Raw genomic sequence first — 13779 nt, 5'->3', positions numbered from 1 at the left:
TACTATAAAAACAGTATTCCTTCTCGGTTGTGGTTCCCTGTTGAGAAACATTATGTCTTCCAGAATTTTGACCCCGGACGTCATCGGTATTGACGCCTTATTACACGATCACAACGCGGTGCTGGCAAAATCGGCAAGCGGCGCGGTGGCGGTCTTCGCCAATAACGCGCCCGCGTTTTATGCCGTGACGCCGGCACGTCTGGCGGAACTGCTGGCACTGGAGGAAAAGTTATCGCGCCCGGGAAGCGATGTCACACTGGATGCTCAACTCTACGAAGACTCCCAGGCCGCGCCTGTGGCCGTTCCGCTGGGGAAATTCGCCATGTACGCAGACTGGCAGCCGGATGCTGACTTCCAGCGGCAGGCCGCGCTGTGGGGCGTCGCGCTAAGGGAACCCGTCACCGCCGAAGAGCTGACCTCGTTTGTGGCTTACTGGCAAGCGGAAGGTAAGATTTTTCACCACATCCAGTGGCAGCAAAAGCTGGCGCGCAGCGTGCAAATCAGCCGGGCCAGTAACGGCGGTATGCCGAAACGTGATGTGAACAACGTCAGCGAACCTGACGACCATATTCCACCTGGTTTTCGAGGGTAACGATGAAAAACGTTGGCGACCTGATGAAACGTCTGCAAAAAATGATGCCAGCAAATGTTGAGCCTGCATTCAAAACGGGCGAAGAACTGCTGGCATGGCAGAAAGAGCAAGGCGAAATGCGTGCGGCAGCGCTGACGCGTGAAAACCGGGCGATGAAAATGCAGCGCACGTTCAACCGTTCCGGCATCCGTCCGCTGCATCAAAACTGCTCGTTTGATAACTATCGTGTTGAGAACGACGGGCAGATGAACGCGCTGAGCAAAGCGCGGCAGTACGTCGAAGAATTCGACGGCAACATCGCCAGCTTTATCTTTTCGGGCAAACCCGGCACCGGGAAAAACCATCTCGCGGCGGCAATCTGCAATGAACTGCTGCTGCGCGGAAAATCGGTTTTGATCATTACCGTCGCCGATATTATGTCCGCGATGAAAGGCACCTTTAGCAATCGCGAAACCAGCGAAGAGCAGTTGCTCAACGATCTCAGCAATGTGGATCTGCTGGTGATCGACGAGATCGGTATGCAGACCGAATCCCGCTATGAAAAAGTGATCATCAACCAGATCGTCGATCGCCGCTCATCATCCAAACGCCCTACCGGGATGTTAACCAACAGCAATATGGATGAGATGACCAAACTCCTTGGCGAACGCGTAATGGATCGTATGCGTCTGGGCAACAGCCTATGGGTGATCTTCAACTGGGAAAGCTACCGTAGCCGCGTCACCGGCAAAGAGTATTAAGACCATTCCGACCCAGGCAAGCGCTATACTGCGACGAAAGGTACACACACACGAGTCATAACGATGAAAACCACAAAACGTCTTCTGTGCTGCGCGGTTGCCGCCAGCGCGTTTATCGCCACCAGCGCCTTCGCCGCGTCCTGGCAGGATTCTCTCTCCAGCGCCGCCAGCGAACTGAGCAAACAAAGCAGTTCTTCACAGCAGGGCGGCATGTCGCTGTCTTCTCTGACCAGCCTGCTGAATGGCGGCAATCAGGCATTAAGCGCTGATAACATGAACAACGCGGCAGGTATTTTGCAGTATTGCGCGAAACAGAAACTGACTTCCGTCACCGATGCGGAAAACGTTAAAAACCAGGTGCTGGATAAACTGGGACTTGGCGCCGCCGAACAGAAGCAGGACACCAATTATCTGGATGGCATTCAGGGTCTGCTGAATACCCAAAACGGCGAACAGCTTAGCCTGGATAACATTGGCAGCACGCCGCTGGCGGAAAAAGTGAAAACCAAAGCCTGCGACCTGGTGTTAAAACAGGGGATGAACTTCATTTCCTGATACGCCAACATGCCGCGTTTCAACCGTTTAGCGTTGAGCGCGGCCTGACTTCTCTCTGTCTCGCCTTCCCCGTATCACGGGAAGTGACGACGATCAAAAAAGCCAGGTTCTAAACCAATTCTTAATCACTGCACATTTTAATGTCACCATAATTGCAGCAATATGACATCGCCATTACATTGTATGTCCTGAAAAGAGATTACGCCGCCTGCCGAATGCGGGTTTATTGAGGATCATCAGTTGTCTGAGTTACTTTCCATCGCCCTGTTTCTCGCGTCCGTGCTGATTTATGCGTGGAAAGCGGGTCGCAACACCTGGTGGTTTGCCGCCATTTTAGCGGTACTTGGGCTTTTTGTTGTCTTAAATATTACGCTCTATGCCAGTGATTACTTTACCGGTGACGGCATTAACGATGCGGTTCTCTACACGCTGACCAACAGCCTGACGGGTGCCGGCGTCAGCAAATATATTCTGCCCGGCGCCGGCATCGTACTTGCGCTGGCCACCGTATTTGGCGCGTTAGGCTGGGTTCTGCGCAGGCGTCGCCACCATCCTCACCATTTTGGCTACAGCCTGCTGGCGCTCTTACTGGCGCTGGGATCGGTGGATGCCAGCCCGGCATTTCGCCAGATCTCCGAACTGGTCAAATCCCAGTCGCGCGATGGCGACCCGGACTTCCCGGCTTATTACAAAGAACCGTCGAAAACGATCCCGAATCCGCAGCTCAACCTGGTCTATATCTACGGTGAAAGCCTGGAGCGCACCTATTTTGATAACGATGCCTTCCCAGATCTCACGCCGGAACTCGGCGCGCTGAAAAACGAAGGGCTGGATTTCAGCCACACCATGCAATTGCCGGGCACAGATTACACCATCGCCGGAATGGTCGCCTCGCAGTGCGGCATCCCGCTGTTTGCGCCGTTTGAAGGCAACGCGTCGGCTTCCGTATCCAGCTTCTTCCCGCAGAATATCTGTCTGGGCGATATCCTGAAAAACTCCGGCTATCAGAACTATTTTGTGCAGGGCGCAAATCTGCGTTTCGCCGGAAAAGACGTGTTCCTCAAATCCCACGGCTTCGACCACCTGTATGGTGCGGAAGAGTTAAAAACCGTGGTGGCAGACCCGAGCTATCGTAACGACTGGGGCTTTTACGACGATACGGTGCTCGACGAGGCATGGAAAAAGTTTGAAGAACTCTCTCGCTCCGGCCAGCGTTTCTCGCTGTTTACGCTGACGGTGGATACTCACCACCCGGACGGGTTTATCTCACGCACCTGTAACCGCAAGCGTTACGACTTCGACGGTAAGCCGAACCAGTCCTTTAGCGCCGTCAGTTGCAGCCAGGAGAACATTGCCGAATTTATCAATAAAATCAAAGCGTCGCCGTGGTTTAAAAATACCGTCATCGTGGTTTCCTCCGACCATCTGGCGATGAACAACACCGCGTGGAAGTACCTGAACAAACAGGATCGCAACAACCTGTTTTTCGTGCTGCGCGGCGACCAGCCTCAGCAGGATACGCTGGCGGTGAAACGCAACACGATGGATAACGGCGCGACCGTGCTGGATATTCTGGGCGGGGATAACTTTATCGGCCTGGGGCGCAGCAGCCTCTCCGGCCAGTCGCTGTCGGAAGTCTTCCTGAACAGCAAAGAGAAGATCCTGGCGATGAAGCCGGACATTATTCGCCTGTGGAACTTCCCGAAAGAGATGAAGGATTTTACCGTCGATCGGGATAAAGACATGATCGCTTTCTCAGGGAGCCACTTCCGCCTGCCGCTGCTGTTGCGAGTGTCGGATAAGCGCGTCGAACCGCTGCCGGAAAGTGAATACTCCGCCCCGCTGCGTTTCCAGCTGGCTAATTTTGCCCCACGCGATAACTTCGTCTGGGTCGATCGCTGCTACAAAATGGCGCAACTGTGGGCGCCGGAGCTGGCGCTCTCCACCGACTGGTGCGTTTCACAAGGGCAACTGGGCGGGCAACAAAGCGTCCAGCACGTCGATAAAGCACAGTGGAAAGGCAAAACGGCGTTTAAAGATACGGTTATCGATATGGAACGTTACAAAGGCAACGTTGATACGTTGAAGATCGTCGATAACGACATTCGTTATAAAGCCGACAGTTTTATCTTTAACGTGGCTGGCGCGCCGGAAGAGGTGAAGCAGTTCAGCGGGATTTCACGACCGGAATCGTGGGGGCGCTGGTCTAATGCGCAACTGGGTGATGAAGTGAAGATTGAATACAACACGCCGTTACCGAAGAAATTCGATCTGGTGATCACCGCCAAAGCCTTTGGCGCGAATGCTAATCGCCCTATTCCTGTTCGCGTAGGCAAGGAAGAGCAGACGCTGGTGTTAGAGAACGAAGTCACCACAACAACGCTGCATTTTGATAACCCGTCAAATGCCAGTACGCTGGTGATTGTGCCGCCCGACCCGGTATCGACCAATGAAGGCAATATTCTCGGCCACTCCCCGCGTAAGCTCGGTATCGGGATGGTTGAGATTAAAGTGGTGAATGCCGAAGGCTAATCCTTAGTACAGGCCCGATAACACAACGTTTATCGGGTCTGAGCAATCCACGCTATACTCCCGCGCATGAAGATGACTTTTCGCCCTACCACGCTGGCTGATATCACCGTCATGCCCGCCATTGAACGCTCTGCGGGTCAACGCTTTCGGGACGTGCCTGCGCTGGCATGGATAGCCGACGGCCCTGTTATTTCAGTTGAACAACACCGGGAACACACCGCAAAAGGATTGAGCTGGCTGGCGCTGGCCGATGAGCGTCCTGTCGGTTTTTTACTGGCCGAAGCGCTGGATTCATCGCTGTTTATCGCCGAGGTGTCTCTGCTGTGTGAATGGCAGGGAAAAGGCATTGGCCGTCAACTGATTGCGTACGTCGCGGAGCAGGCGCGCAGCAGCGGTTTTGATGCGCTGACGCTTACCACCTTTCGGGACGTGGCGTGGAATGCGCCGCTCTATGCGCGAATGGGATTTGTGGTGCTGGATGATGAGAACCTGTCGCCAGGGTTACGTCAAAAGCGAGAGGAAGAAGCGGCGCACGGTCTGGCGTATGAATCACGCTGCGCCATGCGCCTGAGGCTGGTCTGAAGCGCCCGATGGCGGCTGTCGCCTTATCGGGCCTACATAGCACCGCATCCATACCGTAGGCCGGATTCATCCGGCATCACAGCAGCGCCCTGCCCGTAGGCCGGATAAGCGTTAGCGCCATCCGGCATCACAGCAACTCCCTGCCCGTAGGCCGGATAAGCGTTAGCGCCATCCGGCATCACAGCAGCTCTCTGCCCGTAGGCCGGATAAGCGCCAGCGCCATCCGGCATGACGGCTTAGAAGGTTTCCCAGTTATCGCCGCTATCCGCGACGGCTGCTTTACGCGGCAGTACAGACGCAGAAGCCGGTTTCACCGCTGCGGCATCACGCGCACGCTGCTGTTCCTGCTGAATGCGGAATACGGCAACGGCCTGCGTCAAGCGGCTGGCCTGCTCTTCCAGCGCGGCAGCGGCGGCGGCAGACTCTTCCACCAGCGAGGCGTTCTGCTGGGTAACGCGATCCATCTCCGCTACCGCCAGGCCAACCTGGTCGATACCACGGCTTTGCTCATCAGATGCCGAGGCGATTTCCCCCATGATATCGGTCACACGCGTCACCGCGTTCACGATTTCATCCATCGTTTCACCGGCGCTTTCGACCAGCGTTGAGCCCACATCCACACGGCTGACGGAGTCTTCTATCAGGCTCTTGATCTCACGCGCCGCCTGCGCACTGCGTTGCGCCAGGTTGCGAACTTCACCCGCTACCACGGCAAAACCACGACCCTGTTCACCCGCACGCGCCGCTTCTACCGCCGCGTTCAGCGCCAGGATATTGGTCTGGAAAGCAATACCGTCGATCACACTGATGATGTCGGCAATTTTCTGCGAACTGGAAGCAATATCACGCATCGTTTGCACGACGTTATCCACCACTTTACCGCCTTTCTGCGCGGTTTCAGACGCGCTCAATGCCAGATGGCTGGCCTGGCGCGCGTTCTCGGCGTTCTGTTTCACCGTGGCGGTCAGCTCTTCCATGCTGGCGGCGGTCTCTTCCAGAGAGGCGGCCTGCTGTTCAGTACGGGAAGAGAGATCGTTGTTGCCCATCGCGATTTCGCTGGCACCGCTGTAAATCGCATTCGCGCCGTTACGCACATCACCGACGGTACGAACCAGCTCGCCCTGCATATGACGCAGGCTCTGCGCCAGTTGTCCCATTTCGTTAGAGCCTTCCACATCAATGCGTTTCACCAGATCGCCGTTCGCAATATGACGAATACTTTCGATCAGACGGTTCATCGGCGCGATCAGAGAGAGCTTAATACCGAACCAGACGGCGACGATCACCAGCAGTACAACAATTAACACGCTCGCCAGTACCCACATTGCCTGGCTGTATGAACGGTTATTATCTTCTACCGCAATGTCATACAGACGATCGTTCTGCTGCATGTAGTTAACATACTGCTTCTCAAAACCGTCCTGATAACCCTGAGTGGGCTGATCGAAGAAGTCGTTGATCTTACCTGCGCCCAACAGCTGGATCAGCTCCGCCAGCGCATTGTGGTAGATATCGTAGTTACGCTTGATCTCCACTGCCGCCGTTTCACTCTGGCGCGGATCGCGAGGCAACGCCTCGTACTCAGCCCAGTGTTTTTCCGCCAGTTTCAGAGAGGTCGTCGCAATTTGCATCAGATCGGTAACGGTCGCGCCGCTGCCAATATTGTTCTGATCCATCATGTAACGGATACCCGCCCGGTTCAGGGTGTTTCGCGTTTGCAGCAGCGCAACCCAGCTGGCGTTCAGCGTGGACTGTTGCTGACGAATGGTTTGCAGAACGGTGAAGTTCTCTTTGTCATTCTTCAATGAGTTAAAGAACAAACCGCCTGAGGTGAGTTGTAAAAGGCCAAATATTGCCAGGACCAGCAGCAAGCTGGTCACAATCTTGATTCGTTTTAACATGTTTTCTCTTTCCGCTAGACAGATACCAGAATTTTCGGCCTGGAAAGGGAAAACTTTACCGAATTCGTACTGGTTGGGACGATATCAGCACGAATGATTCGCCGTTCACGATCGACGAAAAAGAAATGCTGGATTTTAATTAGTGATCTCAATCACATAAATGGCCGCATCCCTCCGTCGGAAAAACCACTCACTGACACTCCTGACCGCTTAAGCCCACATATAACCACTCACTTATTTACCTTACTTTACGCGCGCGTATCTCTGGCAGGATCACCTCAGCATAGCAGTCAATTTACCTCCTCAAACACAGACTCAAACCCAACGGCTTCGGCCAATTATTAATCTTAAAAACCAGGTTTTACTATGGATACGAAAAAGATATTCAAGCACATACCCTGGGTGATTCTTGGAATCATCGGTGCATTCTGCCTCTCGGTCGTCGCCTTACGCAGAGGTGAGCACGTCAGCGCCCTGTGGATCGTGGTCGCTTCCGTCTCTGTTTATCTGGTGGCTTATCGCTACTACAGCCTGTACATCGCCCAGAAGGTGATGAAACTCGACCCAACGCGTGCTACGCCTGCGGTCATTAATAACGACGGCCTGAACTACGTCCCGACAAACCGTTACGTACTGTTTGGTCACCACTTTGCCGCTATCGCTGGCGCTGGCCCGCTGGTCGGCCCGGTTCTGGCCGCGCAAATGGGCTACCTGCCGGGTACGCTGTGGCTGCTGGCGGGCGTAGTGCTGGCCGGTGCGGTACAGGACTTCATGGTGCTGTTTATCTCTTCCCGCCGTAACGGCGCGTCTCTCGGTGAGATGATCAAAGAAGAGATGGGCCCGGTGCCGGGCACCATCGCCCTGTTTGGCTGCTTCTTAATCATGATCATCATCCTCGCGGTACTGGCGCTGATCGTGGTAAAAGCGCTGGCCGAAAGCCCGTGGGGCGTCTTCACCGTTTGCTCAACCGTACCTATCGCGCTGTTTATGGGGATCTACATGCGCTTCCTGCGTCCGGGACGTGTGGGTGAAGTCTCCGTTATTGGCATCGTGCTGCTGGTTGCCTCTATTTACTTCGGCGGCGTGATTGCGCACGACCCGTATTGGGGCCCGGCGCTGACCTTTAAAGACACCACCATTACCTTCGCGCTGATCGGTTACGCGTTTATTTCCGCACTGCTGCCGGTATGGCTGATCCTCGCCCCGCGCGACTATCTGGCAACCTTCCTGAAAATCGGCGTTATCGTCGGTCTGGCGCTGGGGATTCTGATCCTCAACCCAGAGCTGAAAATGCCGGCAATGACCCAGTACATCGACGGTACCGGCCCGCTGTGGAAAGGCGCGCTGTTCCCGTTCCTGTTCATCACCATCGCCTGTGGCGCGGTATCTGGCTTCCACGCGCTGATCTCTTCCGGTACGACGCCGAAACTGCTGGCTTGTGAAACCGACGCGCGTTTCATCGGCTATGGCGCAATGCTGATGGAGTCTTTCGTGGCGATCATGGCGCTGGTTGCGGCGTCTATCATCGAACCGGGTCTCTACTTCGCGATGAACACCCCGCCAGCGGGCCTCGGTATCACCATGCCGAACCTGCACGAAATGGGTGGCGAGAACGCGCCGCTGATTATGGCGCAGCTGAAAGACGTCACCGCACACGCGGCGGCAACCGTCAGCTCCTGGGGCTTTGTGATTTCGCCTGAGCAGATCCTGCAAACCGCAAAAGACATCGGCGAACCGTCGGTACTGAACCGCGCAGGTGGCGCACCGACGCTGGCGGTCGGTATCGCTCACGTATTCCACAAAGTGTTGCCGATGGCTGACATGGGCTTCTGGTATCACTTCGGTATTCTGTTCGAAGCGCTGTTCATCCTGACCGCGCTGGATGCGGGCACCCGCTCCGGCCGCTTTATGTTGCAGGATCTGCTGGGTAACTTCGTCCCGTTCCTGAAGAAAACCGACTCTCTGGTTGCTGGCGTCATCGGTACTGCGGGTTGCGTCGGTCTGTGGGGCTACCTGCTGTATCAGGGCGTGGTTGATCCGCTGGGCGGCGTTAAGAGCCTGTGGCCGCTGTTCGGTATCTCCAACCAGATGCTGGCCGCCGTGGCGCTGGTTCTGGGCACCGTGGTACTGGTTAAAATGCAGCGCACCAAATACATCTGGGTTACCGTTATCCCGGCAGTATGGCTGCTGATCTGCACCACCTGGGCGCTGGGTCTGAAACTGTTCAGCACCAACCCGCAGATGGAAGGCTTCTTCTACATGGCTAACCAGTACAAAGAGAAGATTGCCAACGGCAGCGAACTGACCGCGCAGCAAATTGCCAATATGAACCACATCGTCGTGAACAACTACACCAACGCAGGCCTGAGTATTCTGTTCCTGGTGGTAGTGTACAGCATCATCTTCTATGGGTTCCGTACCTGGCAGAAAGCCCGCACCATCAACGGTCGTACCGATAAAGAGACGCCGTATGTACCGGTGCCGGAAGGCGGCGTGAAGACCTCTTCACACCATTAATCGGATGCCGGGTGGCGCTACGCTTACCCGGCCTACAAAATGCAGTTAACGTAGGCCGGATAAGGCGCAAGCCGCCATCCGGCAAAACCAACGCCCGGTTCGCTGGGCTTTATTCATATCTGGATGAGAAAATGTTTGGTAACTTAGGTCAGGCAAAAAAATATCTCGGCCAGGCGGCGAAGATGTTGATTGGCATTCCAGACTACGACAACTATGTCGAGCATATGCAAACCAACCATCCAGACAAGCCGTACATGAGCTATGAAGAATTCTTCCGCGAGCGCCAGCAGGCACGTTACGGCGGCGACGGAAAAGGCGGCATGCGCTGCTGTTAATGGAGGCACTGATGACCCCGATTGCAGTTACCCTACTCACCGGTTTTCTCGGCGCGGGTAAAACCACCCTGCTGCGCCACATTCTTAACGAAAAGCACGGCTACAAGATTGCCGTTATCGAAAACGAATTCGGCGAAGTTTCCGTTGACGATCAGCTGATTGGCGATCGCGCCACCCAGATCAAAACCCTGACTAACGGCTGCATTTGCTGCACCCGCTCCAGTGAACTGGAAGACGCGCTGTTAGACCTGCTCGACAATCTCGACCAGGGCAACATCCATTTCGACCGTCTGGTGATTGAGTGTACCGGCATGGCCGACCCCGGCCCGATTATTCAGACCTTTTTCTCCCATGACGTGATTTGCCAGCGCTACCTGCTGGACGGCGTGATTTCGCTGGTCGATGCGGTACACGCCAACGAGCAGATGAACCAGTTCACCATCGCCCAGTCGCAGGTCGGTTATGCCGACCGCATCCTGTTGACCAAAACCGACGTGGCGGGAGTTAGCGAAAAACTGCGTGAACGCTTAGCGCGCATCAACGCCCGCGCCCCGGTTTACACCGTCACGCACGGCGATATCGACCTCTCCCTGTTGTTCGACACCAACGGCTTTATGCTGGAGGAGAACGTGGTCAGCGCCACACCGCGCTTCCACTTTATCGCCGACAAACAAAACGATATCTCATCAATTGTGGTGGAGCTGGATTATCCGGTAGACATCAGCGACGTTTCCCGCGTCATGGAAAACCTGCTGCTGGAGTCCGCCGAGAAACTGTTGCGCTACAAAGGAATGCTATGGATTGAAGGCGAACCGAACCGCCTGCTGTTCCAGGGCGTCCAGCGTCTATACAGCGCCGACTGGGACCGCCCGTGGGGCGACGAACAGCCGCACAGCACGCTGGTGTTTATCGGCATTCAACTGCCGGAAGATGAGATCAGAGCCGCGTTTGCGGGGCTGAAGAAGTAACCCTCATTCTGGATTGCCCGGTGGCGCTGCGCTTACCGGGCCTACAAATCAACTACGTAGGCCGGATAAGGCGCAGCCGCCATCCGGCACTCACTCCCCCTCCCCCCACTCACTCAGTAATCACAAACCGTGTCGCTGCAAAGCAGTTGAGGATGCGGTGGACCAGAAACACCATCGTCAGCGTCGCTACCAGCGCGACGGTGACTGAGGTGATGCGGTACAGATCGCTGAACACCAGATCGCTGTCCGGGTGCAGGTTCTGGCCGAACATAATGCCGATGGTGGTGATACTGGCAAAACCGACGCCCGCGCCAACCTTTTCCATCACATGCAGACGAGCGCTGAAGCCTAGCCCGAGGCCGATCAGCGGCATCATCAGTAGCATATGGTTGCTGAAGTCATAAATGAGCAGTTGCACCAGCAGAATATACAGGCAGGCCAGCACCACGCCGACGACACGCCAGATAGAGCTGATCACCGCACCACGATAATGCATCGGAAACAAAATCAAAATTCCCGCCATCAGCGCCGACAGCGAATCGCTCAAATCGCAGATCTGGAAAATCACAAAGATCATCGTCGCCACGGTGCCGGAAAGCAGCGACTCATGGCGAATACGGGCATCATCTTTCTCAATACGCGGCGGCGGCTGACGCGGTTCGACATCCGGGATCAGATAGTGCAGCAGCGCGCTCAGGGCTACCGCCATCACGCAGGCCTCCATATTGGAGAACATCAGCGTGTGCCAGTTGGTGCCAGGGTAACTCATAAAGTTGAGCATCGTGCTCTGGCACACCACGCCCATCGACCCCAGCAAAAACAGCGGCCCCTTGCTCATAAAACGAAAGCGCATCACGTACAGGCCAAACACCACCAGCGTCATAATTACCGGCCACTGTGAGAGATAGCCGACAATCAACACCATTTCAACGCAGTTCACCGCTGCGCTGAATACAAACTGACGAGCCACATGGCGGTTAAACACCGGCACCAGCGACAACAGCATCAGCGGATAAACCACAAAAAACACGCCGTACTGCACGTTGTAAAAGGTCGAGATACTCAACGCTATCGTCCCGGCAACGGAAATACGCACAGTCTGGCGAAAATCATTGGCGGTGTAGACAATATTCCCGTGCGGCGTAAAGACGTGGGCCAGGGTGTTAATAGACATAGTGAAGCCAGCTTACCAGGTGGATCTGCGCCCCTGCAAAGGTGCGGGCAAACATCCCCTCGCTGTTATACAACTGCACCGTAGCGCGAGCGCCGGTCGGCAGGGGGTTCTCCAGCGGGGTATCCAACGCAACGTGAATGCGCATACGCTGGGCATCGCGCACCCAGCGCGTCGACTGTTCCGGCTGCGACAGCTGTCCGTTAACCGCTTCCTGCCCGGCCAGAATCCCGGCATCGCTGCTGGTCACATGCGCAGGAAACACTTTGCCCGGCATGGCGTCAAACACCACTGCGGCATCGGTATTTACGCGGGTGTGACGCAGACTTTTCTCACGAAAATCGGCCACAATATCGGTCTGGTTACTGACCAGTGCCATCAAAGGCGTGGCAGCGGTGGCGTAAAGCCCAGGGTTGAGCTGGAGATTGCTCACCGTCCCGTCGGTTTCCGCCCGCACCTTCGTCCAGCCCAGGTTCAGTTGCGCCTCCTCCAGCGCATTGCGGTATTTTTGCAGCGTCACATTGCGACTGTCGTCACGTTCACCACGCTGGATCAGCAGGTTCTGGATACTGGCATTCAGCGCCGCCACCGACTGCTCGCTGGTCTGCCAGGTGGTGCGCACTTTATCCAGATCCGACTGCGAAACATTCTGCATCGCACTCAGCCGCTGATAGCGGTCAAGCGTGAGCTTATCGTTGCGGGCGGTGTATTGCGCGGTGCGCAGGTTGGCGCGCGCAGAGGCGATCTGCGCATCCAACTGTTGGTTGCTCAGCTTCGCCTGCTCAAAGGCAATCTGTGCGGCTTCAACTTTATTGATAAACGGCGTTGGGTCCAGTTCATACAACAGGTCGCCCTTTTTCACCTGGCTATTGTTGCGTACGTAGACGTGTGAGACATAGCCGGAGACGCGCGAGGAGACCGGCGTCACCACACGCATCACGGTGGAATCCGGCGTCAGCGGGATCCAGATATCGGCAACAATAAACCAGGCGAATATTGCAAGGAAAGCGGCAATACTCACCCTTACCCAACGGGCAAATTTTTGTTCTGGGGTCATCATAGTTTTTTAGAGTTAATTATCTTCTTCGCGGATTAACCGCAGATTGCAGGCGATTTGATTTAATGTGGCGCTGAAGGCGGCAAGTTCCGCTTCCGGGATAGTGCGGGTGACGCGTTGCTGATAGGTCTCAATCACCCGGTTCAGTTCTTCCAGCCTTGAACGGCCTTGCGCTGTCAGCGTCAGCAGGCGGATGCGTTTGTCATATGGCGATGTTGAACGCACCAGATAGCCCTGTTTTTCCAGTTGCGTGAGGGTACGCATCAGCGGTGGCAGCTCAATGCCCTGCACCTCCGCCAGTTCGCTGACCGAGACGTTATCACCCAACTGATGCAGTTGCATCAGCACCGTCCAGCTTGACTGCGTCAGGCCGGTATCGGTGATGGCAGCATCAATAATTGCACGCCACTGGCGTACCACCATTGCCATGCGCATCCCCATCGGACGGCGGGCAAACAGCTCATCTTCAGTCATCTCTCTTTCCCCTCTTAGCAGATGGGAAAATAATACTTATCAGGATAAGTATCAAGAAACAGCTGATAAGGAAGCATCAATTGATAAATTACGTGAATGTAAAAAAGGCCGGACTGAATACAGCCCAGCCTCTGTGATGTTACGGTGGATCACTCAATCTGATCCCGTCGCAGCCCCACATCCTTTAACTGTTCATCGTTCATGCGTTGCAATACGCGCTGCGTCTGCGCCCGCAGTCGCCATCTTTTTATTGCCCGCCAGACCTGAACAAAACCAATAAACGGCTGTTTTGCGCGATTCTCGTGAAATTCCATACTCCACCTCCCCACCTGGTCAGAGGCTTTATCTTCCCGGA

General features: G+C 55.3%; 13 protein-coding genes. 8 read left to right on the top strand and 5 right to left on the bottom strand.

What is annotated here, in order from left to right:
• The first annotated feature begins 52 nt into the window (after positions 1-52).
• From dnaT to OGV82_RS21610, 5 genes are all read left to right on the top strand, one after another.
• A complete protein-coding gene (gene dnaT / locus OGV82_RS21630) occupies positions 53-592 on the top strand; it encodes a primosomal protein DnaT (RefSeq protein ID WP_047459119.1) in 540 nt (179 codons plus the stop codon).
• A gap of 2 nt (positions 593-594) precedes the next feature.
• A complete protein-coding gene (gene dnaC / locus OGV82_RS21625; protein ID WP_047459122.1) occupies positions 595-1332 on the top strand; it encodes a replicative helicase loader DnaC in 738 nt (245 codons plus the stop codon).
• A gap of 63 nt (positions 1333-1395) precedes the next feature.
• On the top strand, positions 1396-1887 hold the full coding sequence (locus OGV82_RS21620; protein WP_058668533.1) for a YjjA family protein: 492 nt from the start codon (positions 1396-1398) through the stop codon (positions 1885-1887).
• A 240-nt stretch (positions 1888-2127) separates the two neighbouring features.
• Entirely contained in the window at positions 2128-4419 is a 2292-nt protein-coding gene (gene opgB, locus OGV82_RS21615; RefSeq protein ID WP_047459128.1) for a phosphatidylglycerol--membrane-oligosaccharide glycerophosphotransferase, read from the top strand.
• A gap of 66 nt (positions 4420-4485) precedes the next feature.
• Positions 4486-5001, top strand: coding sequence for a GNAT family N-acetyltransferase (locus OGV82_RS21610; protein ID WP_101744255.1), 516 nt, complete (start codon positions 4486-4488; stop codon positions 4999-5001).
• Positions 5002-5237: 236 nt separating this feature from the next.
• Here OGV82_RS21610 and tsr read toward each other — a convergent pair whose 3' ends face one another.
• Positions 5238-6902, bottom strand: a complete 1665-nt coding sequence (tsr, locus tag OGV82_RS21605; RefSeq protein WP_012134223.1) for a methyl-accepting chemotaxis protein — start codon at positions 6900-6902, stop codon at positions 5238-5240.
• A gap of 366 nt (positions 6903-7268) precedes the next feature.
• Between tsr and btsT the strand changes: the two genes are divergently transcribed.
• From btsT to yjiA, 3 genes are all read left to right on the top strand, one after another.
• Positions 7269-9419: a pyruvate/proton symporter BtsT gene (gene btsT / locus OGV82_RS21600; RefSeq protein ID WP_047459136.1), complete on the top strand. Its 2151-nt coding sequence runs from the start codon at positions 7269-7271 to the stop codon at positions 9417-9419.
• A 131-nt stretch (positions 9420-9550) separates the two neighbouring features.
• Positions 9551-9754, top strand: coding sequence for a YbdD/YjiX family protein (locus OGV82_RS21595; RefSeq protein ID WP_024130742.1), 204 nt, complete (start codon positions 9551-9553; stop codon positions 9752-9754).
• An 11-nt stretch (positions 9755-9765) separates the two neighbouring features.
• The gene (gene yjiA, locus OGV82_RS21590) at positions 9766-10722 is read left to right on the top strand and encodes a GTPase (protein WP_047463784.1); all 957 of its coding nucleotides are present in this window, start codon (positions 9766-9768) and stop codon (positions 10720-10722) included.
• 109 nt (positions 10723-10831) lie between these two features.
• On the opposite strand, the gene OGV82_RS21585 is transcribed toward yjiA, so the two are convergent.
• The 4 genes from OGV82_RS21585 to OGV82_RS21570 all read right to left on the bottom strand — a co-directional run bounded on the left by OGV82_RS21585 (position 10832) and on the right by OGV82_RS21570 (position 13738).
• Positions 10832-11896, bottom strand: coding sequence for a DUF2955 domain-containing protein (locus OGV82_RS21585; protein WP_012134227.1), 1065 nt, complete (start codon positions 11894-11896; stop codon positions 10832-10834).
• Positions 11886-12953 carry an HlyD family secretion protein gene (locus OGV82_RS21580; RefSeq protein WP_047459142.1) on the bottom strand — a complete coding sequence of 356 codons (1068 nt, stop codon included), beginning with the start codon at positions 12951-12953 and terminating at the stop codon, positions 11886-11888. The genes OGV82_RS21585 and OGV82_RS21580 overlap by 11 nt, the downstream gene beginning before the upstream one ends.
• 12 nt (positions 12954-12965) lie before the next feature.
• A complete protein-coding gene (locus OGV82_RS21575; RefSeq protein WP_012134229.1) occupies positions 12966-13424 on the bottom strand; it encodes a MarR family winged helix-turn-helix transcriptional regulator in 459 nt (152 codons plus the stop codon).
• Between the two features lie 149 nt (positions 13425-13573).
• The gene (locus OGV82_RS21570) at positions 13574-13738 is read right to left on the bottom strand and encodes a DUF1127 domain-containing protein (protein WP_071818873.1); all 165 of its coding nucleotides are present in this window, start codon (positions 13736-13738) and stop codon (positions 13574-13576) included.
• Positions 13739-13779: the final 41 nt, after the last annotated feature.

This window comes from Citrobacter sp. CK191 (assembly GCF_030333435.1).
GTDB lineage: Bacteria > Pseudomonadota > Gammaproteobacteria > Enterobacterales > Enterobacteriaceae > Citrobacter_B > Citrobacter_B koseri.
This window is presented reverse-complemented; position numbering and strand designations above follow the sequence as displayed.